The sequence below is a fragment of the Aliiroseovarius sp. genome (assembly GCF_030148435.1).
Taxonomy (GTDB): Bacteria; Pseudomonadota; Alphaproteobacteria; order Rhodobacterales; family Rhodobacteraceae; genus JASBTN01.
This window is the reverse complement of sequence record NZ_JASBTN010000024.1, coordinates 1-26,656: the sequence shown is the minus strand read 5'-3', so window position 1 is coordinate 26,656 and position 26,656 is coordinate 1. Positions and strand designations below refer to the sequence as shown.

Genomic DNA, 26,656 nt, shown 5'->3' with positions numbered 1-26,656 from the left:
TGCCCGGGAGCCGCCATCCTCTTCTTATTGCGGGAATTCTTCCATTCCGGCGCCCACTTTGCCCCTGTTGACCGATGATGAAAAAACTTCTTCTGCCGGTTATCCTGTTGATCCTGACCCTCGGGTTCTGGGCCAGCAAGGATTTTCAGGAGATCGCGGCGGGTGTCGCCATCTTCCTGTTCGGCATGCTGATGCTGGAAGACGGGTTCCGGTTGTTCAGCGGCGGATTTCTTGAATCCCTGCTGGAAAAGGCCACCGGCTCGGTGGCGAAGTCCCTTGGGTTCGGCATCCTGACCACCACGATCATGCAGTCCAGCTCCCTCGTGTCGGTGATCACCATCTCGTTCCTCTCTGCGGGGCTGGTGTCCCTTCTGGCCGGGGTCGGGATCATTTTCGGCGCCAATATCGGCACCACGACCGGGGCCTGGCTGGTCGCGGGTTTCGGGTTGAAGGTCAATATCTCCGCCTACGCGCTGCCGATGCTGGCCTTTTCGATCGTTCTGGTCTTTCAGAGGAACAAATACCTGCGCGGCGCGGGGCTTGTCCTGGCAGGGCTTGGCTTTCTGTTTCTTGGCATCCACCACATGAAAGAAGGCTTTGAAGCCTTCAACGACCAGTTCGATCTCAGCCGTTTCGCGATGACCGGAGTGACCGGGTTGGTTGTCTACACGTTGATTGGTGCGGCCGCCACCGTGGTCATGCAATCGAGCCACGCCACGCTGACACTGATCATCACGGCGCTGGCCGCTGGACAAATCTCGTATGAAAACGCGCTTGCCCTGGCGATCGGCGCGAATATCGGCACGACAATCACGGCGATCATCGGGGCGGTAACGGCCAATTTTCAGGGAAAGCGCCTGGCACTGGCGCATCTGGTCTTCAACGTGATAACCGCCGGCGTGGCCTTGGTCTTCATCGGACCATTACGGGTGGCTGTCGACGTTATCTCGGGCAGCGTGGGCATCCCCGACAACGACTATGCGCTGAAGCTTGCGGTTTTCCACACGATCTTCAACACCCTGGGGGTGGTGATCATGCTTCCCCTGATGAAGCGCCTGATCGCCTTTCTCGAACGCGCCATTGCCCAACCGGAAGAAGACCTGAGCAAACCGCGCTACCTTTCGATCGCGGTGGATGCCTTTCCGCAAACCGTTGAACATGCCATGCGACAGGAGGTGAAACACCTTTACGACAACGCCGTCGAGTTGATCGTGCACGGCCTCAATCTGCACCGCCATGACCTATTTGCAAGCAGGGACATCGCAGCCACGGTTGCCAGCAGCCGGCAACCTGTCGAGTTCGATATCGACGAACGCTACGAGGCGCGGGTGAAAACGCTGTATTCCGCGATTGTCGAGTTCTCCACGCGGATCGGCCCACAGGACATGCCTGAACGGGTCATGGACAACATCTACGCCCTGCGCGATGTGTCGGACCGGATCGTGCGCGCGGTGAAATCGATCAAGCACCTCAGGCGCAATGCGACGCGCTACACCCAGACGCCGCAGGGAAAGATCACCGACCTGTACGACCAGCTGCGCACGGAGGTCGCGCGGATTCTGGTCGAAATCAACAAGCTCGACCTGACCGACCCCGAGGACCGCTCCAGCCTGTGGCTTGATCAGGAACGGCTTCAGGTTATCAGTGACGCACAGGCGACCAACAATCGCATCGACGTGCTGATCCGCGAACGCGAAATCGACGCCAGAAGCGCGACCTCTTTCCTGAACGACTCCAGCTATGCCTACGCGGCGATGCGCGACCTGCTGGAAGCGGCGCGCGCCTACTACATCGAAAGCGGTGATGCGATGGCCGAGGTCGAGCGCATTCTGACACTTGAGGACGAGGAACTGGAAGAACTGGCGCCGCGATCAGCTACGAGAAAGCAGCCGTGACCCGCCGATTATGTCATAATGCAAATACAACCACGATGCATCTTGTGCCATCGGAGAAAAGGGGAAGTCATGGGACTTGAAAGCGCGACCGGGAAGCTCGACAAGTATTTCCAGCGCCTCAAGATGGGAAAGGCCCGAAAAATCAAGCCGTCCCATGTCGACAAGATTGTCGGGAAGCTGGAAGCGAAGGCGCAGAGCTTGCAGGCCGATCTGGCGGACACCGAAAAACCAGAGAAGAAACAGCGCCTTGAAGGAAAGCTGAAACTTGTTCGTGAGCAACAGGAACGCGCGCGTTGGTTGTTGAGTGAGATCGACAAGTCCTAGCCCGAAAAACCTGCGACGAGGCCGTCCCGGCGGCGGGCCGGCCGTTCGCAGGGGCGGGTCACGGCGTTTCGGGGCCGGCTGCCGTTTTTGCGTCGGCACGACCCTTCCGTGCCCACCAGATCAGTGCTGCCCCGGTCAGGATCATTGGCAGGGACAGAAGCTGTCCCATGGTCAGCCCCATGCCATTGAAATGCAGGGCATGGCCGATGGGATTTGCTTCGGTGACGAATTGCAGGTCGGGTTGGCGGAAGAACTCGACGATGCCGCGGGCGAGGCCGTAGCCCACAAGAAAAGTGCCTGTAATCGCCCAGGGCGTGCGGAGCCAGCCCCGCCGCAGCGCAAGGATCAGCAGGACGGTTCCCAAAAGCAGTCCTTCGAGCAGGGCTTCGTACAGCTGCGACGGATGCCGTGCACAGGGTCCGACGAGACCTGCGCAGGCCTGCGCCGCATCGCCGGGGAAAATCACGCCCCAGGGAAGGGTGGTCGGCCGGCCCCAGAGCTCGCCATTGATGAAGTTTGCGATCCGCCCCAGGAACAGCCCGATCGGTGCCGCCAGAGCCAGGAGGTCGGCCAGACCCGGCAAGGAAAGCCGGTGATAGCTGCCAAATACCGCAGTCGCGACGACAACCCCCAGAAAGCCGCCGTGGAAGGACATGCCGCCTTGCCAGACCTTCAGGATTTCCCAGGGGTTCGCGACATAGTAGCCGGGCTGATAGAAGGCCACGTAGCCCAGACGCCCGCCAAGGATCACACCGACAACGAGCCAGGTCAGCAGGTCTTCTATCTGCCGCGGGGACGCCGGCGGCGCCTGCCCGGCCCAAAGACGCGGTTGTCCGATCAGCCAGGTGCAAAGACGCCATCCCAGGAGGAAACCCGCGATATAGGCAAGCGCATACCAGCGCAGGGCAAAGGTGAAGGAGCCAAGCTCGATCGAAAAGAGCTCGGGAGAGATGTTCGGGAAGGGGAGGGCGGCGAGAATCATTCTGGATCCTTCTCGGAAGGGGGGAGGTTGGAGGGGCCGGACCTGGGGCGCAGAGCCGCAGCCAGAAGCGGAATGGCAGTCATTAGTCCCAGGCCGATCGCAACCCAGGCGGCCATGCCGAACCGGCCCGCCATGGCCTCGGCCCCCAGAAATGCAAGCACGAAACTGGCGGGAAGAATGCCTGCAAGCGTTGCCAGCAGGAACCGCCACAGGTGAATGCGGCTCAGCCCGGCGGCGTAGCTGATCGCATCGAAGGAAATGAACGGCATAAGGCGGCTTACAAAGACCACCAGGGTCAGCGCATTCTGCGAGCCCAGCAGACCGGATGTCGCGCGGCCTGCCAGCATTCGCTCGACGGCCCGGCGTCCGCCTTTCCGGGCAATCATGAAGGCAACGAGGGCACCGGTTTCCGCCCCGATGGCCACGTAGATCGACCCGGCAACCTGTCCGAACGCGGCCCCGGCGGCGATTGCGATCGGAGCACTCGGGATCGGGCTGGCAACCACGGCAAGGGTCATCAGGCCGATGACCGCGAGGGGGCCGATCGGACCCAGCCCGGCGATCCAGGGGGTGAGCTTTTCAGGGTCCAATCGGGCCCAGTCCGGCATCGGGGCAAACCAATAGACGGCAACAAGAAACAGGAGGAGCCCCCCCCCGACCGCCAGAATTCGCCTGGCCCTTCGGGCATTGTTTCCCTGGCTCATCTCGACACTCCCGTCGCCGTGCAAGGGGCGAAGGTTTTCAACGGGCATAAATCTGTCCTTGCATACCCCAATCGTCTTCCTTCCGAACCCGTGGGCCTTTTCGGTGCGGGGCGGTCAGGTCGACCGGGTTGTCATGCATCGGCGCGGGACGGACCAGGCAAGCCTGTTCGCCCTGTCTGCGCCTTTGGAAACTCGCTCCCGAATGACGCGCCAGCCAGATATCCCGGCGTCGCACGTGGCTGGATACCGGTCAGCGCAAGCGCCGGGGACGCGGGCCCTTCCGCAGAAGCCGTGGTTGCCGGGCCATCCGGGAAAGGGCGACGGTTCATCGCGTGCCCCTCAGGTTTTCAGGGCCTCGGGCAGGGAGGACAGGGCTTCTTGCGCCGTGACGACCGGCAGCCCCGTCTTGATCCATCCCGGCCCCGCGGCCGAACCGAGCATTCCTTCGGACACGTCGACGAAACCCGGAAAGCCAGACTCGCGCAGGCTTGCCATCACGCCGCCGGAACGGCCACCGGTCCGGCATATCAGCGCTACCGGGCGGCCTTCGGCCAGCTCGCGGGCCTTGAACAGACGCTCGGGAAAACGCTCGTCATAAAGGTTCACGGGCCATGCCCCTTGTGCGACACCGGTTTCGCGCCATTCCTCGGGGGTACGGATGTCGAGCATCCGCAGGCGATCCTGCAACAGGGCATCGAATGCCCGGGTTGCGGACCAGACGTCATCGCTGGCCGCAAGGGCCGAGTTCGCCATGACCTGGGCCGGAAGGGCGGCGAGAAGGGCCAGGATGTGTCGTCGGTCGAGTGTCATTTCAGAGGCTCCTGTGTTGGTCTCATGCAGTATCGATCGCGGCGCGCAACATGTCGCGTACCTCGCCGGCCACCATGTGCAGCGCGTCGTTGTCAACCGCCGCCATTGACGCGACGGGGTCGATCGCGCTGACCTCGGTCCCGCCCTCCACCTGGCGCAGGATCACATTGCACGGTAGCATCGCACCGATGCGCGGCTCAAGGCCGATCGCCTGATGCGCCATGTTCGGGTTGCAGGCTCCGAGAATGCGGTAGCCGTCCATGTCGACGTCGATCTTCTGTTTCATGGTCGCCGACACGTCAATTTCGGTCAGAACCCCAAAACCGTGTTCCCCAAGTGCGCTGCGGACGCGCGCGTCTGCATCGTCCAGGGAAACCCCGGAAAGCATGCGGTTGTGGGTGTAACTCATAGTCAATATCCTCGTGTCTGATGGCCCCGACCGGTTCCCGGGGATGGTTTGTTTCCGGTCGGGGCACGGACGCTTACGGTGAGAACCCGCGTCCATTCGAATGGTTCAGTTGTCCTGGGCGCCCGCGTCGGTGTTCATCATGCCGGGGCTCATCGGGCTCGTCGGGCTGGTCGGGCGCATTTGCATGCGGTCAGCCGGTGCGGTCATTTCTCCAAGCGTGACCTGGCCATCTCCATCTTCGTCCAGATGCTGGAACCGGTCCACGATAATGTCGCGGATCAGCCGGGTATGGAGGGCTTCGAATTCGGCCAGCGAGAGCGTCCCGTCACCGTCCGCGTCGGCGTCGGCGTGCAGTGCCTGCATGCGCCCCTGTGCCTCGTCGGGTGAAACCGTTCCATCACCGTTCATGTCGGCGTCGGGGGCGCCCATCATCGACCGGCGCATGAGGCTCAATATGTCTTTATCCATCATGCCCATTCGCGCCGGGGCACCAGCCATGCCCATGCCGCCGCCCATCATGCCCCCGTGCATCTGCATCATCATCTTCATCATGCCCTGCATCATGGCGGGATGGCCGCCGCCCATCATTCCAGCGCCGCCCTTCATACCGGGCTGGCCCATCATGCCTGAGCCGCCCATCATGCCGGAGCCACCCATCATGCCTGAGCCGCCCATCATTCCAGCGCCACCCATCATTCCAGCGCCACCCTTCGTGCCCGGGTGGCCCATCATGCCGGAGCCGCCCATCATGCCCGACTGGCCCATCATGCCAGCCTGCCCGCCCATCCGGCCCGCGTTGGCCCCGTCGGTCTGTCTATGCGCGGGCGCCTCGGAACTATCGGAGGGTTTTGCGCCCTGATGCCCGGCATCCGCCTGCGCAATGCCTGCCGTACCGACCGACAGGACGAGGGCAAGTGTGGTATTGAGTGTTCTGGACATTATGGCTCTCCGTGTTTCGTTGCGTCATACACATCGGCATAAGAAACCGGAACGGAAGAGCGCGCATCCGGCGGTTTGTATCCGTGTGTCGCAATCCCCGGAGCTTGATACAATCGGTGACAAAAATGGGTCTGACCGCCCCCTGGAGTTGACATAGAAAGAAATCATGACGAACCCGCCGCATATCCTTGTTGTTGACGATCACCAGCAGATTCGTGACAGCGTGACCCGCTTCCTCGAGAAGAACGGGCTGCGCGCGACATCGGCCAAGGACGCGACCGACATGGATGCGAAACTGGCCAAGGGGCATTTCGACCTGATGGTTCTGGATGTGATGATGCCCGGCGAAAGCGGTCTGTCCGTATGCCAGCGCCTGTCGGCAGAGAAGGTCATGCCGATCATCATGTTGACGGCGCTCGGCGAGGAAACCGACCGCATTGTCGGGCTCGAGATCGGCGCGGACGATTATCTTGCAAAACCGTTCAACCCGCGGGAGCTGCTCGCCCGTATCAAGGCCGTGCTGCGGCGTATTCCCCAGTCGGAAACCGTGGCCGGTGACTTTGCCGGCAAGCATGTCCGTTTCGCCCATCTCGTGCTGGACGCAGACCGGCAGGTGCTGGTCTGTGAAGACGGAAGCGAAACGGCCTTGACCAATGCGGACTTCAAGCTGCTGGTCGTCCTGCTCGAACGGCCCCGGGTGGTTCTCAGCCGCGACGAGCTTCTGGACCTTGCAGCGGGTCGGTCGGCAGGTCCGCTCGACCGAACCATCGACAACCAGATCAGCCGTCTGCGGCGCAAGATCGAACCCGATATCCTACGCCCGAAAATCATCAAGACGATCCGAAACGGGGGCTATTGCCTTTCGGTGGACGTGGAGGTGACGGGATGACTCTGCCAGTTCTTGGCACTTTGCGGTTCCAGCTGGTGCTGTTGACCGTGGCAGCCCTTGCTGCGGCGCAGATGATCAGCCTGTGGCTTTTTGCCGATGAACGCAGCCTGGCCGTTCGCGCCGCGCTTGGGTTCGAGGCGGCAGGTCGGGCGGCCAATGTTGCCAGGCTGATCGAGGAAGCGCCGGACGAGCTTCACCCGTCCATCCTGCGCGCCGCAAATTCCCCTCTTGTTCGGTTCGATTTGTCCGAAGTCGCGAACGTGGAACAAACGAACCATTCCGACGGCGGGCTGGTGGAATCCCACATACGGACGCTGCTGAATGACAATTTCAGCCGTGATATCCGGGTCGAGTTGCATGAGATCGAAGAGCAGATCCTGCCTCTGCCGTACCTGTCCCAGGAAATGGCCGATCTGCATTTGGCCATGATGCAGGGCGGGCTTTCGGCATTGGAGATGAACCTGTCGATTGCCGTCAAGGGAAGCCGCTGGCTGAACGTCGGGACACGGTTCGAACGCCCCCCCATACAGTGGCCGCTCTATTCGATGCTGACCTTTGCCCTGTCGGCCGCCGCCATCCTGATCGTCGTTTTCTGGTTCCTGTTGACCCGATTGACCGGCCCGTTACGTCGACTGGTCGGAGCGGCCGACCGATTGGGGCGCGGCGAGGATGTCGCGGCTTTGCCAATGATCGGACCGGCCGAGGTGAGGGATTTGACATCGACGTTCAACCGGATGCAGGACCGCTTGACGCGGTTTGTGGCCGATAGAACCCGGTTGCTTGCCGCGCTTGGACATGATATACGATCCCCCCTTACCGCGATGCGCGTCCGCGCGGAAATGGTGGACGACGACGAGACGCGTGAAAGCCTCGTCGCGTCGGTCGAGGAAATGCAGTCGATGGTCGAAGCCACACTGACTTTCGCGCGTGGCCTGGCGGGTTCGGAGGAACCCGAGGTTCTGAACGTCGGAGACTTCCTGGAAGAGCTGAAATCCGACATGGTCGTTCCCTTTCAGCTCGAGGGTGAAAACTCATACGAGGCCCGAATTCGCCCCAAAGCCCTGCGCCGTGCCTTGCGGAACGTGATCGAGAATGCCCATCGGTACGGCGGGGCCACCCTGGTCGCGCACCGCGCGCGCAGGGACGAGTTCGTGATTTCCGTTGAGGACGAAGGCCCCGGCATCCCGGCACCCGAGCTCGAGCGGGTGTTCGATCCGTTCTTTCGCCTTGAAAAGTCACGCTCCCTGGAAACGGGGGGGCATGGCCTCGGTCTTTCTATCGCCCGGACGATCATTCGGGCTCATGGCGGAGAAATATCTCTGTCCAACCGAGGCGAAGGGGGGCTGCGCGCGACAATCGTGATCCCCTTCGCCGACAGCCAGTCACTGAAAGGAGACTGATATGGCGTTGAGACTCGCAATAACCGGTGCCGCTGTGCTTCTGGGTTCAACAATCGCATATGCTGATCCGGCGAGCGATTGGAGCCGGGGATATGGCCATATGGGCTGGGGCGCAGGCTACGGAATATTCGGCGGACTCATGATGCTGGTGTTTTGGGGTGTGATCATCGCCCTGATCGTGATAGCCGTCCGCTGGTTGTCCGGCGACGGACAAGGCCGAGGAAAATCCACGGAGGCGATGGACATCCTCAAATCCCGCTTTGCCAGAGGGGAACTTGACGAAGAAGAGTTCCGCAAACGCAAGGCTGCACTCGAAGACTGAACCCGCCAATCTGCTCTCACCCGACCGTCGGGCGGGAGCGGTCTTGGCGCCCCCACTCGGATAACTGACTGGACCATACCATGATACCCGAAATAGGACATTTCGCACTGGCGCTCGCTCTTGCGCTGGCCCTGATCCAAAGCGTTGTTCCCCTTGTGGGCGCCAACCGCGGCAAGCTGCTTTGGATGCGTTCGGCAAGGACCACATCCATCGGCCAGATTCTGCTGGTTTCGATCGGCTTTGCCGCTCTTGTAAGAAGCTTTGTCGTCAGTGACTTCACCGTCATCAATGTCGCGGCAAACTCCCATTCGCTCAAACCGATGCTCTTCAAGGTCGCGGGCGCCTGGGGTAGCCACGAGGGCTCGCTGCTTCTCTGGGTCCTCATCCTTACCCTGTTCGGTGCCGGTGTCTCTGTCTTCGGGTCGAACATTGCCGAATCGATGAAGGCACGTACCCTGGCCGTGCAGGCCTGGATCAGCGTCGGCTTCATCTCGTTCATGCTGTTCACTTCCAACCCTTTCGACCGCGTGTTCCCTGCGCCTGCCGATGGCAATGACCTGAACCCGCTTCTGCAGGATGTCGGGCTCGCGCTGCACCCGCCGTTCCTGTATCTGGGCTATGTCGGTTTCTCGATCGTGTTTTCCTTTGCCGTCGCGGCCCTGCTCGAAGGTCGGGTTGATGCGGCCTGGGCGCGGTGGGTCCGTCCCTGGACGCTGGCGGCCTGGATGTTCCTGACCGCCGGTATCGTCCTGGGGTCGTGGTGGGCCTATTACGAGCTTGGCTGGGGGGGCTGGTGGTTCTGGGATCCGGTCGAGAATTCCAGCTTCATGCCCTGGCTTCTCGGCACGGCTCTGCTGCACTCCGCGATCGTCACCGAAAAGCGCGATGCGTTCAAAAGCTGGACCATTTTGCTTGCGATCCTGACTTTCTCGCTGTCCCTTCTGGGCACTTTCGTGGTGCGTTCCGGTCTGCTGACGTCGGTTCATGCCTTCGCTGTCGATCCTGAACGGGGGCTTTACATTCTGGGGCTGCTGACGCTGTCAATCGGCGGATCGCTGGGACTTTTTGCCTGGCGCGCGCCGTTGATGGAACCCGGCGGCGTGTTCAGGCCCATCAGCCGCGAGGCCGGGCTTCTGGTCAACAACCTGATCCTGGGGGCGGCCACCGGGACAGTTCTGTTCGGCACCTTGTATCCGCTGTTCCTTGAAGCTGTCACCGGCGAGAAGATCTCGGTCGGCGCACCCTTCTTCAACGCCACGTTCATTCCGATGGCGTTCCCCCTGATTTTGCTGATGGGCGCCGGCCCCTTCCTGAGCTGGAAACGGGCTGATCTTTCCGGGGTGCTGCAACGGGTTAAGTTCGTCATCGGACTGTCGGTCTTCGCCACGCTGGTCGTCTGGTACCTGCTGGAACGTGGGCCGCTTCTGGCGTATATCTCCGTGCTGCTGGCCGTCTGGCTGCTCCTTGCCACCCTGCGCGAGTGGACAATGCGCATCCGCCTGTTTGACATCCCGCTTGCCCAGTCGCTGCGGCGCGCTCGCAACCTGCCGCGTGCGGCACATGGCATGACGCTTGCACATGCCGGCATGGCGGTGGCAATGTTCGGGTTCATCGGATCCAGCGCCTGGAAGACCGAGGAAGTCGTGTTTGTCGCCCCCGGGACCGTGATCGAGATTGCGGGGTTCGATGTGACATTCGAAGGCGTGGAACGCGTCAAGGGGGCCAACTACTTCGCAGATCGGGGATCATTGGCGGTGATGCGCGACGGTGAGCCCGTCACGACCCTGTATCCCGAACGGCGATATTACCCGATCGCCGAAAGCTCGACGACCGAAAGTGCCATCCGGTCCACACTGGCCGGCGACCTCTATGCGTCGATCGCGGAACCGGCTTCGGAAGATGCCGAACTCAGCGGCGCGTGGACCCTTCGTATTCTCTACGAACCTCTCGTCAACTTCATCTGGATCGGTTCCGCGATGCTGATGCTTGGCGGGGCGCTGTCCATGACCGACAGACGGTTGCGGATTGGTGCACCGAAACGAAAAAGCGCAATCCCCGCGGTTGCGGCACCGGCGGAGTAGATCATGACACGCATGTTGGCTTTGCTGCCGCTTCTGGTGGCCGTGGTGTTCGGGGGCTTCTTCCTTTGGGGGTTGAACCCCGAACGGGATCCGAACGAAGTTCCCTCCGTTCTGATCTCGCAGCCTGCGCCCGAGTTCGCTCTGGAGCCGGTGGCCGGACTTGAAACCCCCGGGTTGTCGCGCGCGGACCTCGTTGGAAACGAGACACCGGTCGTCGTGAATGTCTTTGCGTCCTGGTGCGTGCCATGTCGCGCGGAACACGCGGTTCTGACCAGCCTTGTGGAGCGTGATGGCATTGTGCTGTTCGGCATCAACTACAAGGACGAGCCGGATGATGCGGCGCGTTGGCTTGCCGAACTCGGCAACCCATATGCCCGGATCGGATCCGACCTGTCGGGGCGTGCCGGGATCGAATGGGGCCTTTCCGGCGTGCCGGAAACTTTCATCGTGGGAACGGATGGAACGGTCCTCTATCGCTACGTGGGCCCGGTTGTGGGTGAGGTGGCCGTCGCGAAATTCCGCGAGGCGCTGACCCAGGCCGGTGCTCTGAAACAGGAGGGTGTGTGATGTTGCGGAACTTCGTTTTGAGCCTTGTTCTGGCGCTTGCGCTGCCGCTGCCCGCACTTGCGGTCGAGCCGGATGAAATGCTCGATGATCCCGTTTTGGAGGCAAGGGCGCGTGAAATATCGAAGGGGCTTCGCTGCGTGGTGTGCCTCAACCAGGATATCGACAGTTCCAATGCCGGTGTGGCGCGTGATCTGCGAATTCTGCTCCGCGAACGTCTGGTGGCGGGGGACAGCGACAAAGAAGCTGTCGACTTCATCCGGGCACGCTATGGGGACTATGTCCTGTTGAAGCCCCCTCTCAACGGAAAGACCTATGTTCTGTGGCTGGCGCCGGTGGCCCTGCTGCTGGCAGCCCTGGGCATTGGAGGCGCGACCGTGATCGGCCGACGGAAGAAATCCGAGGTGACGGCCTTGAGCGACACCGAGGAACAGGAAATCAAACAGTTCATCAAACAACAGAAATCGGGAGATATCTCATGATCTTCGCATGGATGGGCCTGCTGCTGGTGATCGCCGTCGGCTTTGTCGTGTTTCCCCTGATCAGAGGGGGACATGGCGCGCCGGTTGCGGCCGATACCACGCCCGCAGTTCTAATTGATCAGTTGAATGAGGTGCAGCGTGACCTCGACCGAAAGCTCATTTCGGCGTCGGAGGCCACTGCCGCGAAACTGGAAATCAAACGTCGTATCCTGGCGGCGTCCAGGCGGTCCCCGGCGGAGGAGACTGCGGCCACCGGGAAGGGGAACGGCTTGATGTTGGCCGCCGGTCTGTTCGTCCCGGTCCTGGCGATCGGATACTATATGCTCATGGGCTCACCTGAGATTTCAAGCCTCGCCTACGCGGACAGGCAAGCCGAGCGCGCCGAGCAGCAGAAAATCTATGATCTGACTGAAAAGCTCTACGCGCGGTTGATGGCCGAACCGGATGGGGGCGCATCGGAAGGCTGGGAGCTGCTGGGACAGACCCTTTACCGCCTGGGCGAGTACGAGCGGGCCATTGCCGCCTATGAAACCGTCACGGCGCGCGAGGATGCGAGGTCTGCGACGTTTTCGATGCTTGCGGAGGCTTTGATCAGTGCCGAACAGGGCATCGTGACACCCAGGGCGGAGGCAGCAATCGACCGCGCGGTCGAACTGGATCCGGACAACCTGGCCGGGTCCTTCTACAAATCCATGGCATTGGCCCAAAGAGGCGAGGAAGCCACGGCGCATGATCTGCTGCTGTCCATGCTGAATGGGGCACCGGGTTATGCACCCTGGATGGATACGTTCATCGCCCAGGCCAACCAGATCGGGGAAAAGCTGGGGCGTGATGCCGTGACCGTTGCTGACTTCGCTGAGGTTGGTGGCGCAGGGGCGGGCCCGACGGCCGCAGACGTCGCGGCAGCCGGTGAAATGAGCGTAGAGGATCGGGCCGAGTTCATCCGTTCCATGGTGGACCGTTTGGCCGTCCGGTTGGAGGAGAACCCGGAGGATCTGGATGGCTGGTTGCGATTGGCGAACGCCTATTCGGTTCTGGGCGAAGAGGCCAACGCCGTCTCTGCCCTGAAGCAGGCCGAGACATTGCTGGCGTCGCTCAGCCCGGACGACCCGCGGCGTGATGCCGTCGCTAAGGCATTGTCAGAGATGGAAAAATAGGCAATGGTGGGAAGCAGGCCAGGTTGGTCTCGTGTTGGACGGCTCAGGAGGGAAAGTAGCGAATGGTGAATAAGACTGCAATCGTGGTTGGAGCGGGAATAGTTCTCGCTTCATGCCAGAATTTCGAGAATGGGGCAGGGAGCATGTCCGGCGGCTTTATCATGGAGCTGCCTGAACCGGTGCTGGAGATCGTTGCCCCAAATCAGGATTTGACGGCGGTTCGGATTGACCCGGAGGACGGGTGCTACGTCTACCGTCACGTTGGGCCGGTGGAGACAACCTTCCTGCCGCTCCGATCGAAACGCGGACGACCGATCTGCACTCAGCGCGCCGAGGTCGAGGGCACCGGGAGCACCGGGAGCACGTCAAGCTGAACGTAGCTCCCGGCCCGCACCCCATGGTCAGCTGTGGGGTGCAATCGCGTCTTCCGGGGGATAAAGGTAGGCCGTCGACCCTATCGAGACAAACTCGTAGAGGTCGATGATGTGCGCCATGACCATGCGAACGCAGCCCGAGCTGGCCCGCCCGCCGATCGACTGGGGCGCGGGGGATCCGTGGATGCGCAAATAGGTGTCCCGGTTGCCTACAAACAGATAAAAGGCGCGCGATCCCAGCGGGTTCGTGGGGCCGCCGTCCACGCCTTCAGCATGCTCTTCGTAAAGCTCCGGATCCCGTTTGATCATCGCAGCCGTCGGCGTCCAGGTGGGCCATTTTGTCTTGCGCCTGATCGTATAGGTTCCGGGTTCGTACAGGTTTCCGCGCGCAATCGCCACGCCATAACGCATCGCGGTGCCGTCATCGCGGACGTGATACAGGTATCTCGCGACCGCATCGACGTGGATGTCTCCCGGGATCAGGTCGGGGTTTGCCTCGACCAGGCGCGGCAGGAAGCGCGGGTTCAACCCCCAGGGATTTGACGTGGCCGGATCATAGTTTTCCGGAGTCACCTGGGCATCCCAGGTCGACCACATCGATCTGTTGGATACTGGCGCCGCCTGGAGGGCCATTGGGAGCGGCGCAGAGAAAAGCGCAGTCGCGGTGGTTACGAAATGGCGTCTGGTCAGCATGGGTATAAGATCCTCACTTCTTATCATTCAAATGGTTGAGGCAGTTCTGCCATGATACGACTGAATTCGTCACAAGTGGCTCACATCCTTGTGAATCGGGCAGGTAGACATCCGATGATGGCATATTTGCACGGCCTGAAGCCTTGGAAAAGATCTGTGCAGGTGCCGTGTCGGTAGGCTTGAAACCGCCCGATACCGCCTCGTCCATATTGGCACCGCCCTTCGGTTTCACTGTCCGAGCGAAAGCGTGCTGGATTGCACACCGGATCCGCGCGCGGTCTCCAGGGCCGCCAGTACTTCCTGTGAAGACAGGATTTCAGACAGGACGATGCCGTTCGGTGCTCCGGGGCCGTACACCGCATTGAACGGAATACCGTAGCGGTTGTTCGCTTCCAGAAAACGTGCAATGCGCTCATCGGGTTGGGTCCAGTCCGCCTGCATGGCCACGGTTCGATCGCCGCGCAGGGCGGTCAGAACAGGATCGCGTTCCAGGACCAGCGCCTTGTTCGCCTTGCAGGTCAGGCACCAGTCGGCGGTAACATCAAGGAACACCACCTCCCCGCGCGAGACCCTTCTGGCGATATCTCCACGGTCAAACACGACCCAGTTTATCACGCTGTCCGCAATCGACTGTGCGGGTTGAGCGGTACGCGACAGATAGGCGGCAGAAAGCAGCGGGAGCGCGATGAACAGAAGCACGGACGCCCGGCGCATGAGGGAAGGGGACGGCCGGGAGCTCAGGATCACCATCAGGATGAATGTGGAACCGATAACGGCAGCGGCCGCCTGAGGGCCGGCAACCCCGACCAGGACCCACGCCAGCCACAGGGACGTCCCGAGAAGAAGCAAACCCAAAACCAGTTTCAGCCAGATCATCCAGCGGCCGGGTTTGGGCAGCAGCGTGACAAGCCGCGGTAAGGCGGCAACCAACAGGTAGGGGGCTGCCAGCCCCAGACCAAGGGCAGTGAACACGATCAGGATATCGACACCGCGTCCGGCCAGAGCAAAGGCGATTGCCGTCCCGAGGAACGGGGCGGAACACGGGGTGGCGAGAACCGCGCCGAAGAAGCCGGTCGCAAAATCGGCCCCGTAGCCGGACGATCCGCCCGCACCGGCAAGCCGCGACTGCAGACCGGAAGGCAGGCGAAACTCGAACAAGCCGAACAGGTTTGCGGAAAACACCGCCAGAACCAGGAACATCAGGGTCAGGAAAATCGGGTTCTGGAACTGAAGGCCCCAGCCAACCGCGAAACCGAACTGTTGCAGGACAAAGAGAATGGCGGCCAAAGCCCACATGAAAACCATGACCCCGGCTGCGGCGACCAGAAAACCGCGGCGCACGGATCCGGTATCGCGGCCGTGCGCCTTGATTGCGGACGACAGTTTTATCGAAAGAACCGGCAGCACACAGGGCATAATATTCAGGATCATCCCGCCCAGAAAGGCGATGATCGCAATCCAGGCCAGCTGGTCCAGTCCGGGCACCAGCTGTTCCAGATTGAACGGCGGCTTTGGCGGGACGGGATCCAGCTGTGGCGTCAGGGTCAGCGCCCGCCCGGGTCCGTCCGTCACCGTCAGGACCGGGTCATGATACTTTTCCTCGAGCACGGTCAGGATCGGGATCTGTGCCCAAAGGCGACGGCCTCCATCCCCGAGGCGAATGTCGGGCTTGCCCAGGGCCGTACCCTCGCCAAGTTCGGCAAAGACATCCGGCGCTTCGAAGGCGGTCGTGCTTTCCATTTCGAGGGTGAGGGCGGTCTGATCTACATCCACCGAGGCGATGGCCCTGGTGATCCCGGTCTGATCCCCTTCAAGGGGCACGCGTGCGAGAAAATCGCTGATGCGACCGGCTGACAGGCTGTCGATCGACGTTCCCAGGGGCAGCGAAAGGGACAGATCGAAGTTCTGTGGCACGCAGACTTCCGAGCAGACCAGCAACTTGACCGCGCCCGCCAGATCAACGGGTTTGCCGGGTTCCTCCAGCGTGATATTCAGCGGGAAGACGACCTCTTCGTGGTAGCCGAAGTTCTCGATTCCAAAGGCCGTGAACCGCTCGGGCGCCGGCCAGAGCATCTCGACATCGGCAACATTTTCGGAGCCGGCCCAGTCGATTTTGGGCGGAATGCCGACTTCGCCCGGTGAACGCCAATAGGTCTTCCAGCCGTCCGCGAGCTTCAGGCTGAGCCCTGCCGACAGCGTCTCGGCGCCGGGCGGAACCCCGTCCTGGGCCGTAATGATCCTCGCCGCGACGGGCTTTGACGTGAATTCCTCCGAAGATGCCGCGAGACCGCTCCCGGAGTTGAACAGCACCCAGGCGAGCACGAATGTCAGGATCATACCTGCGCGGTGAAAGAAGCACTTCATGGCCGTTTCTACCTTTATGTGTGTCGGGACGCCAGCCAAGGCATCACGAACCGGGCGGGATGGAGACACCCGCTACGTCGGCAATTGCCAGACCCTGTCGCCCGTCCTCGCAGGAAAGCGTCCGAACGGCGCCGGATTCTCCGCCGACAAACCTGCAACCCTCCGGGGCGGTGACGGTTGTCCCATTGAAAGCATAGCTTGTCTGGTCCGGTATCTCGCACTGCCTGGGGACCGTTGCACATCCGCTGAGTATTCCTCCGGCAAGAAGAACCGGGATGGCGCGGACCCTTGCCATAGTTTCAGCCCCGACTTACGCTTGGCACCGTCGATGCCACGTCCTGGACCGGTTGTTCATCCGTCGTGTTTTCTTCTTTTTTGTCAGTGGAATGGCAGCTTTTACCCATGAACTTGTGCATCACGAAATGCAACCCCACACACAGAAGCAACGGGGCGAAGGCGATCAGGTTGGCGCTGCTCGCGCCGAGCTTGCCGCCGGCAAGGAAAAAGCCTGCAACAGGCACCAGCATGATAACGCAGCAGGCCATCATGGCCAGATGCGCACCACTGTGACCGGATTTGGGTTTCGGGTCGGCTTGGGTTTCGTTATCGTCGTACATCGGCAGTTCCCTTGCAGAATGTGTCCCCATATGCAGCCCCCATATTGGCAAAGGTCAAGGATACATTTCGATACAATTATTGGACCTGAAAACGGTTGATGCTATCACCGCTTCGGGCCAGTAAGCATTGGCAAATCCGCCCGATACCAAAACGGAGAGGCGACATGGCAGGCAAGTACGCGATCAACAGACGCATGATGATGGCCGGAGCGACGGCCTATTTGGCAACCCCGGCGATTGTCCGGGCCCAGGAGGTTCCGTCGAATATCGACGAGCCGATCGTGCGCCGCAACATATCTTCCTTCGTCCTGCACCAATGGCAGGACCATTTCGACAGGCTGGGACGGGGCATCCTTCTTTCCGATACCAACACCAAGGTTCTTCAACACTGGACCGCGGATGGCGAGATGCGGATCTATCCGACCTCGGTGCCGTTGAGCGACGAGCTGACGCGTCGTGGCTATACCGAAGTCGTGGAGAAACGAAAGAACCCGGGTTGGGCGCCGACCCCGGCCATGCGCAAGCGCAATCCCGAGTGGCCAGCCTATATCAAGGGCGGAGATCCGGCCAACCCGCTCGGGACACGTGCCCTTTACCTTTCCTGGCAGTATTATCGCTTTCACGGCACCCAGGACACGCGCAAGATCGGCCGCCGGTCTTCCAACGGCTGCATCGGCCTTTACAATGTTCAGATCGAAGAAGTCTATGACCGTGTTCCGGTTGGCGCACAGGTCAAGCTGATCTGAGAATAGTGTGACCCACTCAACCCAGAGGATGAGAACATGAGCAATTGGGGACTTTTTGTCGGTGGCGTATTGCTGGCGGGGGTTGCCGTCGCCGGGTGGCAGGCATTTCAGCCCCGGGCGGCACAGCAAGGGCACTCCATGGAGCCCCCCGACACCAGCGGCATTGCCATGGGTGATCCGATCAAGCAGGTAATCCTGCCCGCAAGCCTGACCCCGGACGGAACCATCGGGAAGGGGATCTTCGAGGCCAAATGCGCCGCGTGTCACGGTCAAAACGCGGCGGGCCAGAACGGGGTGGCTCCGCCTCTGGTGCTCAAGATCTACGAACCCGGCCACCATTCCGACGAGGCGTTTCAGCGTGCTGCACAAAGCGGCGTTGTTGCGCACCATTGGAATTTTGGAAACATGCCTCCGGTTCCTGGCCTGACGCGCGGGGACGTTCAATACATCGCCCGCTATGTACGTGAATTGCAGCGCGCGAACGGGATCAATTGATGCGGGCAACGCGCGGGTCTTTTTCGATTCGACTTCTCTTCGTTGCTGTCATCGGCCTGTTCGTGATCATCGGAGTGTTTCCCGAATCTGCCCGCGCGACTTCGGGCGCTCATGAAACCCAGAGCTCCGAATTCTCCCTTGTGATCGCAGAATATCACGGTGATCGGTCTGCGGAGATCACCGGGCACTGCGACCCGGCGCTGGATTGCTTTACCGCCAACGCTTTCCTCATGTCACCGGTTTTCCCGGAACCGGTGTATGTCAGGCAGAAGGCCGTGCCGGTTGCCTCCCTTCAACGCGAGGGCAGGAAACCCCTTTCGACAATCCCGCCTCCGCGACTCCATTCCTGATTTAGGCAAGAAAGACAAAAGATAGATCAAGGAATGAACTGTGAAGAAGATCACGATTATTGCGGCAGCAATCGCCACCTCCACGGCCGGTGCGGCCATCGCCCATGGCGGGGCGAACGGTGTCGTCAAGGACCGCATGGATGCCATGGCCGACATGGGCAAGGCGGTCAAGGCCATCACCCCGATGATGCGCGGCGAGGTAGCCTATGACGCTGATGCCGTTCGACGGGCCGCTGCCACATTCTCGCGCCATGCAGGCGAGAGAATGACAGAGCTGTTTCCCGAGGGCACCGGCGGCGCGCCGTCAGAGGCCAGGGCGACGGTCTGGACCAGGTGGGAAGAGTTTTCGGAGTTGGCCGATCAGCTTGGCGTTTACGCCGAAGGGCTGGCCGGGGCGGCAGACAACGGCTTGATGGGCGCTGGCGACACGATGTCCGCGGGCTCGATGATGGGTGGCAGCCCAGACATGATGGGGGGCGGTGCCGGCATGATGGGCGGCGGTATGACTGCGGAACAAATCGCGGAAATGCCGGCGGATGGTGCCTACATGATGCTCGCCTTTGCCTGTACCGCCTGCCACACGCAGTTCCGTGCGGAGGGCAAATAACATGCGCGGGGTATTGAGAACGGCTCTGGTCGCGTCGGTGTTCGGGACCGGTGTGGTCGGGGCGCTTGTCGCATGGCCGATCAGCCAGGTTGACGGGTCGATCACCCTGACGGGCGACGTGAACCGGGGGGGCTACCTGGCCCGCGCAAGCGGGTGCATCGCCTGCCATACCAACGTCGAAGAAGGAGGCGTTCCCCTCGCAGGGGGCGTCAAGCTGGATACGCCGTTCGGCGCCCTCTATTCGCCCAACCTCACCACGGATCCGGAACATGGGATCGGTGACTGGACGATCGACGAGTTCGCCAAGGCCGTGCGGCAAGGCATTTCGCCAAGCGGCGAGGCCTACTATCCGGCCTTCACCTATCCTTTCTACAGCAATTTCACGGATCAGGACATTGCCGATCTCTGGGCGGCCTTCCAGACGGTTCCCGCCGTGGCGGAACCCTCCAGAGACCAGGAGATGGCCTTCCCCTTCAACCAGCGTTGGGGGCTGAAACTCTGGCGGGCGGCGTTCCTGTCTCCGCCGAGCACAGAACCGGTGGAAGGAAACGACGCTGTCTGGAACCGCGGACGGGAGCTGGTCGAGGGGGCCGCGCATTGCGCGGCTTGCCACACCGGGCGCAATCTCGCCGGGGCGCGGAAATCCGACACCGAGCACTTCAAAGGCAGCGCTTCGCTTCCGGGCGGGGGCAAGGCCCCGGGCATCGACTATGATACCCTTCAGATGCGCGGCTGGACGGTGGAGAGCCTGGCCTATGCGCTTCGCACGGGCATCAAACCCGACGGTGACGCCTTTGGCGAGTCGATGGGAAAAGTTGTCATGTACGGCACGAGCTTCCTGTCCGACGCCGACAGGCGCGCCATGGCAACCTACCTCATGGATGAACACATGGGTGGCTAAGCCGAAATGAAACCAAAACGGAGGGGGGCTTCCCCCCCCTCCCGCAACGAGGACCAGACATGAACCTGACCCGACGAGAGATGCTGGGAACAAGCGCCGCTTTCGGCTTTGGCGTTCTGGCGCCTGCCAGGCTGCGCGCAAGCGTTGCTGATCCTGTTCTGCTCACGGCGAAACCCTCGAGTGTCCAACTGGTGCCGGAGGGCTACCCGAAGACGAATATCTGGGGCTATGACGGCAAGATGCCGGGCACTTTGATCCGTGTGCGTCAGGGGGAACGGATCACCCGTCGGTTCGTGAACGAGCTGCCCCAGGCAAGTTCGGTGCATTGGCATGGGATGCGTATCGAAAACGCGATGGACGGGGTGGCAGGGTTGACCCAGCAGGCCGTTGCCCCCGGTGAGACCTTCGACTACGACTTTGTTGCCCGCGACGCCGGAACCTATTGGTACCATGCGCACACCAAGTCCATGGAACAGGTTGCGCGCGGCCTCTACGGGCCGTTGATCGTCGAGGAAAGCGAACCCGTCGATGTGGACCGCGACGAAATCCTGATCCTTGATGACTGGCTCCTGAACCCCGAAACGGTGCAGCTGGATCCGGACTTTGCCTCCCAGCGCGACCGCAGCCATGCCGGGCGCCGCGGGAATTATATTGCGACGAACGGATCCCCGGAAACCGAACTGCCGGTCAAGCGGCACGAGCGTCTGCGCCTGCGTTTGATCAATGCGGCCAATGCCCGGATCTTCCAACTGGTGCTGTCGGGGCTGGAGGGCTGGATCATGGCCTTTGACGGCATGCCCCTGGATGTGCCGCAAACGGTTGAAGATGTGTTTCTTCTGGCCCCGGGCCAGCGGGTGGATCTGTTCGTGGACGTCACCGCCGCCGAGGGCGAGGTCGCCCACCTGATCAAGATCGAGGACGAAGAGGGCTACTCTCAGGCCGCGTTTCCTGTCGACGGCGAGCACCCGACCGGCAAGCGCCGCGACATGCCGGTTGCCTTGCCGCCGAACCCGGACATGGCGGTTCCCGGGATCGAACAGGCCCGGCGGATCGAGCTCCACATGGAAGGTGGGGCGATGGGGCGGTTGCAATCAGCCGAATTCGAAGGCGGGCAGATGAGCTCCCGCCAGCTTGCCGAGGCCAACCAGTTCTGGTCGTTCAACGGTATCGTCGGGATGACCGAAACGCCGCTTGCCTCCGTGACCTCCGGGGAAACCGTCAGGGTTGAAATACGCAACGACACGGCGTTCCCCCACGCGATGCACCTGCACGGCATGCACTTCCGCGAAGTGCTGGACGGCGGCGAACTGGGCCCGCTCAGGGATACCTTTTTGTTGTTCGGGGACGAGGTGCGCGAAATCGCCTTCGTCGCGGGGGGGGCCGGAAAATGGATTTTCCACTGTCACATGTTGGGGCATACCGCGTCCGGCATGGCAACCTGGATTGAAGTGACCTGATCATGAAACACCACAAGGAGATCGTCATGAACCTGAAACGCACGACTTGGGCCTTCGCCGCATGCGCCGTGCTGCCGTTTGCCGCTTTGGCGGATGGCATGGAAGAAAGCAGGATCAAGGAGCTTGTGCTCGAAACCATCCGTGAAAACCCCGGAATCGTGATGGAGGCTGTCGCCATCCTTGAGCAGCGCCAGGTCGCGGCGGCAGAGCTGGCGCGCGCCGATCTGCTGTCCAACAATCGGGACATCCTGGAAAAGGATCCGAATGCGCCGGTTCTGGGAAATCCCGAAGGCGACGTTACGGTCGTGGAGTTCTTCGACTACAACTGTCCCTACTGCCGCCGGGCCATGGATGAGGTTCAGGGGCTTCTCGAGGCCGACCCGAACGTGCGCCTGGTCTACCGGGAATGGCCGATTCTCGGCGAAGGGTCCGTGTTTGCGGCCAAGGCGGCGCTGGCGTCGCGCAAACAGGGTAAGTACGAGGAGTTCCACTGGGCGATGATGGGCATGTCCGGCCGTGCCGAAGAGGCAAGCGTCATGCGCATCGCGGCTGAGATCGGCCTGGATGTCGGCCAGTTGCGCCGGGACATGGAAGCGCCCGAGGTCCAGGAGCACCTGGTCACATCAATGGACCTGTCCAAGTCGCTCGGGTTCAACGGCACGCCCTCCTTCGTGATCGGAGACGACCTTGTCCCCGGCTTCGTGGAACAGTCCCAACTGATCGAACTCGTCGAAACGAACCGGAAGGCGGCGGAGTGATCCCTGGCCTGCGCCCTGCGTTACATGAATTGGCGCGACTGGCCGGGAAGGAAGCGAAGGCCCGGACGTTGGATGCCGGTCCGGCTGTTTCCCGGTGCCGGGGCAGGGCGCACGGCCACATGCTCGGCCACATGCCCGGCCACGGTGCGGGCGGCATGGCGACCCGGGTTGGAGTATCATGACAAGAAGATCCCTACGCATCCGAAAAAGGAGAGCCAACCTATGACCAGAAAACAAACTTCCGCTGCCAGTCTCGCAGCCGTGGCGGTTGCCGTTCTTTTAAGCTCGGTGCCGGCAAATGCCGAACCGCCGAAACAACCCGAGAACTCCGACGTCGCGGCGGGCGAGGCCCTGTATGCCGAAGCCTGCGCCTCCTGCCACGGGGCCAATCTGGAAGGTCAGGCCGATTGGCGCTCCATAAATGAGGATGGAGTCTTGCCCGCACCGCCCCACAACGAGGCCGGCCATACCTGGCACCATGGTGATGGCCTGTTGTTCGACTACACCAAGCAGGGCGGCCAGACAGCCCTGGAAGCGCGCGGTGTGAGCGGGTTTACCAGCGGGATGCCGGGATTTGGCGACAGCCTGACCGATCAGGAGATCTGGGACATCCTCGCGTTCATCAAGTCCAACTGGCCCGAGCGTATCCGCGAAATGCAGGCCACGCGCACCGAGGCGGAACAGATGCAGGGCGGCTCCTGACCCCCGGGCTTGACCCATGTCATGACACGGGCGCGGGATTTCTGGCACAGAAGCCATATCCTCCGAGTTTACATGGAAAGGCAAGGATATGACCAACCCCGTACTTCGCCGCCGCCTCTTCTTGGCTGGTCTGGGCGCCTCGGGCATGGGCCTGGCAACCCCGGCCCTGGCCACCGCTAAGCCCTTGATAGAGGTCCTCAAGGATCCCGACTGCGGCTGCTGTGGCGGCTGGATCGAGATCATGCAACGCGAGGGGTTCGAGTTGACGGTGCAGGACACCACCTGGGAGAACCTGTCTCGCTACAAGGCCACGAACGGTATCCCGGACGAGATGGTGTCCTGCCACACCGGCCTGGTTGACGGCTATTTCGTCGAGGGCCACGTGCCCGCGGCCGATATCCGCCGCCTTCTGGACGAACGCCCCGACGCGGTCGGTCTGGCGACACCCGGCATGCCCTATGGCGCGCCGGGAATGGGGCCGGAAAACGAACGGGATGCCTATACGGTCTTTCTGATCCGCAAGGATGGCAGCACCGAGGTGTTCAGCCAATACGAAGCGGCCTGATCAGGGCCTTGCAGCCCACAAAAGACGGGCGGGGCATTCACCCCGCCCGTTCGAGACCAAAACAAATTTGCGGGTAGATTCCGCGACGGAGCGGACAGCGGTCAGCATTGCGGTCCCGTGACAGCGCCGGACCGACATGGGCGATCTTGCGCACCCATGCCGAAGGTCCGATGACGGTTTGAAACCGTCACCAGCCCCGTCATCCAGGGCTGGCAACGGGGGCGACGGCGCCCCGACTTATGCGGATACCGTCGCCGGATAACCTTCCTTGGCGAGAAGCGCGATCAGGTCGGTATCTTCGAGGCGGCTGGTCACGTTGACCGTGCGTGATTCGAGGTCAAAACCCAGCTGCGCCTGCGAGTCTTCTGCCAGGACGGCCTTTTCGATCGCGGCCTTGCAGTGGCCGCAGCTCATGTCGGGGACGTTGAAGGTGCTCATTGGACTGGTCCTTTTGTGATTTCGGCAACACAGGTATGGCTTCCCATGGGGGAAGGTCAATATTCAACAATGCGTGAAATTTCGCGCTTGACCCTACCCATACTGGAACCCTTCAACCATGTTCCGAGAATGAGAATCGTGGAGGACTGTATGTCCAAACAATCGCAAATCCGCCTGTCCGTTGACGGCATGTCCTGTGCCTCCTGCGTGGGGCGTGTCGAAAAGGCCTTGAAGGCACTGCCGGGCGTCGATGGCGCCGCCGTCAACCTGGCGACCGAAAGCGCCGAGGTTACGTTTACCGACCCCGTGACGCTGAACGTGTTGACGGACACGCTGGGCCAGACGGGATATCCCGCACGGCAGGCCGAGGTCACTCTGGAGGTCGAGGCAATGACCTGCGCCAGTTGCGTTGGCCGCGTCGAACGGGCGCTCTCGGCCACGCCCGGCGTGCTGAGTGCGCAGGTCAACCTGGCGACAGAGACCGCACAGGTGAGTTATGCGGAGGGTGCCGTGACCCCCGCCGACCTGGCGCGCGTTGCGACCGATCTGGGCTATCCCGCCAAGGTCAAGGCCGGCAGCGATCCGGATAAGGCGGCCCGGAAACTGGCAGAGATCAAACACCTGGGACGGTTGACCCTGATGGCTGCGGTCCTGGCCTTGCCGGTCTTCGTGATCGAAATGGGCGGCCACCTGATCCCGGCCATGCACATGTGGATCGAGAACAGCTTCGGTTTGCAGAACAGCCGCCTGCTGCAATTCGTGCTGACCTCCATCGTGCTGTTTGGCCCCGGTCTGAGGTTTTACACGAAAGGGTTTCCGGCCCTCTTCAAGGGTGCGCCGGACATGAACTCTCTGGTCGCGCTGGGCACCGGAGCCGCCTATGGATTCTCATTGGTGTCCACCTTCACCCCGAAAGTGCTGCCGGAAGGTACGGTGAACGTCTACTATGAAGCGGCCGCCGTGATCGTGGTTCTGATCCTGCTGGGCCGCTTTCTGGAGGCGCGCGCCAAGGGGCGCACCGGCGAAGCGATCCGCAAACTGGTCGGGCTTCAGGCCAAGACCGCAAGGGTCGAGCGGGGGGACGATGTCGCCGAGGTTGCGATTGACTCCATCGTTGTCGGGGATGTGATCCATGTGCGCCCCGGCGAAAAGATCGCGGTGGATGGCGAGGTGATTTCGGGCAGCTCCTATGTGGATGAAAGCATGATCACCGGCGAGCCCATTCCGGTTGAGAAAACCGAAGGCGCCCATGTTGTCGGCGCCACGGTGAACGGCACGGGGGGGCTTCGTTTCCGGGCGACCAAGGTGGGTGCGGATACAATGCTTGCGCAGATCATCCAGATGGTTGAACAGGCCCAGGGCGCCAAGCTTCCGATCCAGGGTCTGGTGGACAAGATCACCGCATGGTTCGTCCCGGTGGTCATGTGCATCGCCGCGCTGACCGTGGCCACCTGGTTCCTCATCGGCCCCGATCCGGCGCTGAGCTATGCTCTTGTGGCTGGCGTCGCCGTGCTGATCATTGCCTGCCCCTGCGCCATGGGCCTGGCCACGCCAACCTCGATCATGGTCGGCACGGGCCGCGCCGCCGAGCTGGGGGTGTTGTTCCGCAAAGGCGATGCGCTGCAAATGCTGGGCGAAACGCAGGTTGTCGCGCTGGACAAGACCGGCACGCTGACCGCCGGCCGGCCCGAGCTGACCGACCTGATCGTGGCCGATGAATTCGATCGCGAGGAGGTCCTGCGCCTTGTCGCCGCTGTCGAAGCCGGATCGGAGCACCCGATCGCCGAGGCCATCATGCGCGCGGCCGAAGGTCGGGGGCTGTCCCTGCCAAAGGTGGAGGATTTTGCCTCGATCACCGGTTTCGGTGTTTCGGCCACGGTCGACGGGCATCAGGTTCTGATCGGTGCAGACCGCCTGATGGACCGCGAGGGGATCGCGATGGGTGATTTCGCCGAGACCGGGTCCGAACTGGGCCAGAAGGGGCGCACGCCGCTTTATGCCGCCATCGACGGCAAGATCGCGGCTGTGATCGCGGTATCGGATCCGATCAAGCCGGCGACGCCTGCCGCCATTTCCGCCTTGCACGATCTGGGGCTGAAAGTTGCCATGATCACCGGGGATAACCAGGGAACCGCCAATGCCATCGCGCGCGAGCTGGGCATCGACCACGTCGTCGCCGAGGTGTTGCCCGAGGGCAAGGTCGCGGCGCTTGAAAACCTGCGCGAACACGGCAAGCTGGCCTTTGTCGGGGACGGGATCAACGATGCACCCGCACTTGCCACCGCAGACGTGGGGATTGCCATCGGCACGGGAACGGATGTGGCCATCGAAGCCGCCGATGTGGTGCTGATGTCCGGCGAGCTCACCGGCGTTGTCAACGCCTTCGACATCTCGGGAAAGACCATGCGCAACATCCACCAGAACCTGTTCTGGGCCTTCAGCTACAATACGCTGCTGATCCCGGTGGCCGCCGGGGTGCTCTATCCCGCGTTCGGTCTGCTGCTGTCGCCGGTGCTGGCCGCGGGTGCCATGGCGCTGTCCAGCGTGTTCGTCCTGTCGAATGCCTTGCGCCTGCGCTGGGTCCGTCCGGTAATCAGCATCGGGGGGGCGTCAGCGGAGCAGAGCCCGGCA

At 61.9% G+C, this 26,656-nt stretch carries 28 protein-coding genes; 19 read left to right on the top strand and 9 right to left on the bottom strand.

Annotated features, from left to right (window positions below; translation table 11 throughout):
- Positions 1-74: 74 nt before the first annotated feature.
- Both Q1V43_RS04185 and Q1V43_RS04180 read left to right on the top strand, forming a co-directional pair.
- Positions 75-1,895 (top strand): Na/Pi symporter, encoded by a 1,821-nt coding sequence (locus Q1V43_RS04185; protein ID WP_300514265.1) that lies wholly within the window; start codon positions 75-77, stop codon positions 1,893-1,895.
- 69 nt (positions 1,896-1,964) lie between these two features.
- Positions 1,965-2,219: a hypothetical protein gene (locus tag Q1V43_RS04180; RefSeq protein WP_300514262.1), complete on the top strand. Its 255-nt coding sequence runs from the start codon at positions 1,965-1,967 to the stop codon at positions 2,217-2,219.
- Between the two features lie 58 nt (positions 2,220-2,277).
- On the opposite strand, the gene lgt is transcribed toward Q1V43_RS04180, so the two are convergent.
- The 5 genes from lgt to Q1V43_RS04155 form a co-directional block, all read right to left on the bottom strand.
- The gene (gene lgt, locus Q1V43_RS04175) at positions 2,278-3,201 is read right to left on the bottom strand and encodes a prolipoprotein diacylglyceryl transferase (RefSeq protein ID WP_300514259.1); all 924 of its coding nucleotides are present in this window, start codon (positions 3,199-3,201) and stop codon (positions 2,278-2,280) included.
- Positions 3,198-3,905, bottom strand: a complete 708-nt coding sequence (locus tag Q1V43_RS04170) for a TVP38/TMEM64 family protein (RefSeq protein ID WP_300514256.1) — start codon at positions 3,903-3,905, stop codon at positions 3,198-3,200. The genes lgt and Q1V43_RS04170 overlap by 4 nt, the downstream gene beginning before the upstream one ends.
- Positions 3,906-4,244: 339 nt before the next feature.
- The gene (locus Q1V43_RS04165; protein WP_300514253.1) at positions 4,245-4,715 is read right to left on the bottom strand and encodes a rhodanese-like domain-containing protein; all 471 of its coding nucleotides are present in this window, start codon (positions 4,713-4,715) and stop codon (positions 4,245-4,247) included.
- A 22-nt stretch (positions 4,716-4,737) separates the two neighbouring features.
- Complete coding sequence (locus tag Q1V43_RS04160; protein ID WP_300514250.1) at positions 4,738-5,124, bottom strand: DUF302 domain-containing protein; 387 nt, start codon at positions 5,122-5,124, stop codon at positions 4,738-4,740.
- A gap of 105 nt (positions 5,125-5,229) precedes the next feature.
- Positions 5,230-6,063 carry a hypothetical protein gene (locus tag Q1V43_RS04155; protein WP_300514247.1) on the bottom strand — a complete coding sequence of 278 codons (834 nt, stop codon included), beginning with the start codon at positions 6,061-6,063 and terminating at the stop codon, positions 5,230-5,232.
- 166 nt (positions 6,064-6,229) lie between these two features.
- Here Q1V43_RS04155 and Q1V43_RS04150 point away from each other — a divergent pair, with 166 nt between their 5' ends.
- The 8 genes from Q1V43_RS04150 (at position 6,230) to Q1V43_RS04115 (ending at position 13,332) form a co-directional block, all read left to right on the top strand.
- Entirely contained in the window at positions 6,230-6,952 is a 723-nt protein-coding gene (locus tag Q1V43_RS04150; RefSeq protein WP_300514244.1) for a response regulator, read from the top strand.
- Positions 6,949-8,352 (top strand): ATP-binding protein, encoded by a 1,404-nt coding sequence (locus tag Q1V43_RS04145; protein WP_300514241.1) that lies wholly within the window; start codon positions 6,949-6,951, stop codon positions 8,350-8,352. Before Q1V43_RS04150 ends, Q1V43_RS04145 begins: the two co-directional genes overlap by 4 nt.
- Before the next feature lies 1 nt (position 8,353).
- Positions 8,354-8,674, top strand: a complete 321-nt coding sequence (locus Q1V43_RS04140) for an SHOCT domain-containing protein (protein WP_300514238.1) — start codon at positions 8,354-8,356, stop codon at positions 8,672-8,674.
- Between the two features lie 80 nt (positions 8,675-8,754).
- Positions 8,755-10,755 (top strand): heme lyase CcmF/NrfE family subunit, encoded by a 2,001-nt coding sequence (locus Q1V43_RS04135; protein WP_300514235.1) that lies wholly within the window; start codon positions 8,755-8,757, stop codon positions 10,753-10,755.
- A 3-nt stretch (positions 10,756-10,758) separates the two neighbouring features.
- On the top strand, positions 10,759-11,322 hold the full coding sequence (locus tag Q1V43_RS04130) for a DsbE family thiol:disulfide interchange protein (RefSeq protein WP_300514233.1): 564 nt from the start codon (positions 10,759-10,761) through the stop codon (positions 11,320-11,322).
- Positions 11,322-11,801, top strand: coding sequence for a cytochrome c-type biogenesis protein (locus tag Q1V43_RS04125; protein ID WP_300514231.1), 480 nt, complete (start codon positions 11,322-11,324; stop codon positions 11,799-11,801). Before Q1V43_RS04130 ends, Q1V43_RS04125 begins: the two co-directional genes overlap by 1 nt.
- Positions 11,798-12,958, top strand: a complete 1,161-nt coding sequence (gene ccmI, locus Q1V43_RS04120; protein ID WP_300514228.1) for a c-type cytochrome biogenesis protein CcmI — start codon at positions 11,798-11,800, stop codon at positions 12,956-12,958. Before Q1V43_RS04125 ends, ccmI begins: the two co-directional genes overlap by 4 nt.
- A 143-nt stretch (positions 12,959-13,101) precedes the next feature.
- Complete coding sequence (locus Q1V43_RS04115) at positions 13,102-13,332, top strand: hypothetical protein (RefSeq protein ID WP_300514225.1); 231 nt, start codon at positions 13,102-13,104, stop codon at positions 13,330-13,332.
- Positions 13,333-13,359: 27 nt separating this feature from the next.
- Here Q1V43_RS04115 and Q1V43_RS04110 read toward each other — a convergent pair whose 3' ends face one another.
- The 3 genes from Q1V43_RS04110 to Q1V43_RS04100 form a co-directional block, all read right to left on the bottom strand.
- Positions 13,360-14,025, bottom strand: a complete 666-nt coding sequence (locus Q1V43_RS04110) for a L,D-transpeptidase (protein WP_300514222.1) — start codon at positions 14,023-14,025, stop codon at positions 13,360-13,362.
- A gap of 228 nt (positions 14,026-14,253) precedes the next feature.
- Positions 14,254-16,362, bottom strand: a complete 2,109-nt coding sequence (locus tag Q1V43_RS04105; RefSeq protein WP_300514219.1) for a protein-disulfide reductase DsbD domain-containing protein — start codon at positions 16,360-16,362, stop codon at positions 14,254-14,256.
- 326 nt (positions 16,363-16,688) lie between these two features.
- Positions 16,689-17,006, bottom strand: a complete 318-nt coding sequence (locus tag Q1V43_RS04100) for a DUF2933 domain-containing protein (RefSeq protein ID WP_300514217.1) — start codon at positions 17,004-17,006, stop codon at positions 16,689-16,691.
- Between the two features lie 164 nt (positions 17,007-17,170).
- On the opposite strand from Q1V43_RS04100, the gene Q1V43_RS04095 reads away from it, so the two are divergent.
- From Q1V43_RS04095 to Q1V43_RS04060, 8 genes are all read left to right on the top strand, one after another.
- Positions 17,171-17,752, top strand: coding sequence for a L,D-transpeptidase (locus Q1V43_RS04095; protein ID WP_300514215.1), 582 nt, complete (start codon positions 17,171-17,173; stop codon positions 17,750-17,752).
- A 36-nt stretch (positions 17,753-17,788) separates the two neighbouring features.
- A complete protein-coding gene (locus Q1V43_RS04090; protein WP_300514212.1) occupies positions 17,789-18,247 on the top strand; it encodes a cytochrome c in 459 nt (152 codons plus the stop codon).
- 390 nt (positions 18,248-18,637) lie between these two features.
- Positions 18,638-19,204 carry a cytochrome c gene (locus Q1V43_RS04085; protein ID WP_300514209.1) on the top strand — a complete coding sequence of 189 codons (567 nt, stop codon included), beginning with the start codon at positions 18,638-18,640 and terminating at the stop codon, positions 19,202-19,204.
- Between the two features lies 1 nt (position 19,205).
- Entirely contained in the window at positions 19,206-20,105 is a 900-nt protein-coding gene (locus Q1V43_RS04080) for a cytochrome c (RefSeq protein WP_300514206.1), read from the top strand.
- Positions 20,106-20,164: 59 nt separating this feature from the next.
- Complete coding sequence (locus Q1V43_RS04075) at positions 20,165-21,562, top strand: multicopper oxidase family protein (RefSeq protein WP_300514203.1); 1,398 nt, start codon at positions 20,165-20,167, stop codon at positions 21,560-21,562.
- Positions 21,563-21,660: 98 nt separating this feature from the next.
- Entirely contained in the window at positions 21,661-22,320 is a 660-nt protein-coding gene (locus Q1V43_RS04070) for a DsbA family protein (RefSeq protein WP_300514462.1), read from the top strand.
- Between the two features lie 222 nt (positions 22,321-22,542).
- Complete coding sequence (locus tag Q1V43_RS04065; RefSeq protein WP_300514201.1) at positions 22,543-23,022, top strand: cytochrome c; 480 nt, start codon at positions 22,543-22,545, stop codon at positions 23,020-23,022.
- A 145-nt stretch (positions 23,023-23,167) separates the two neighbouring features.
- The gene (locus Q1V43_RS04060; protein ID WP_300514459.1) at positions 23,168-23,587 is read left to right on the top strand and encodes a DUF411 domain-containing protein; all 420 of its coding nucleotides are present in this window, start codon (positions 23,168-23,170) and stop codon (positions 23,585-23,587) included.
- 237 nt (positions 23,588-23,824) lie between these two features.
- On the opposite strand, the gene Q1V43_RS04055 is transcribed toward Q1V43_RS04060, so the two are convergent.
- Positions 23,825-24,025: a heavy-metal-associated domain-containing protein gene (locus Q1V43_RS04055; protein ID WP_300514198.1), complete on the bottom strand. Its 201-nt coding sequence runs from the start codon at positions 24,023-24,025 to the stop codon at positions 23,825-23,827.
- A 150-nt stretch (positions 24,026-24,175) separates the two neighbouring features.
- On the opposite strand from Q1V43_RS04055, the gene Q1V43_RS04050 reads away from it, so the two are divergent.
- A partial coding sequence (locus Q1V43_RS04050) for a heavy metal translocating P-type ATPase (RefSeq protein WP_300514195.1) occupies positions 24,176-26,656 on the top strand: 2,481 nt, incomplete at its 3' end.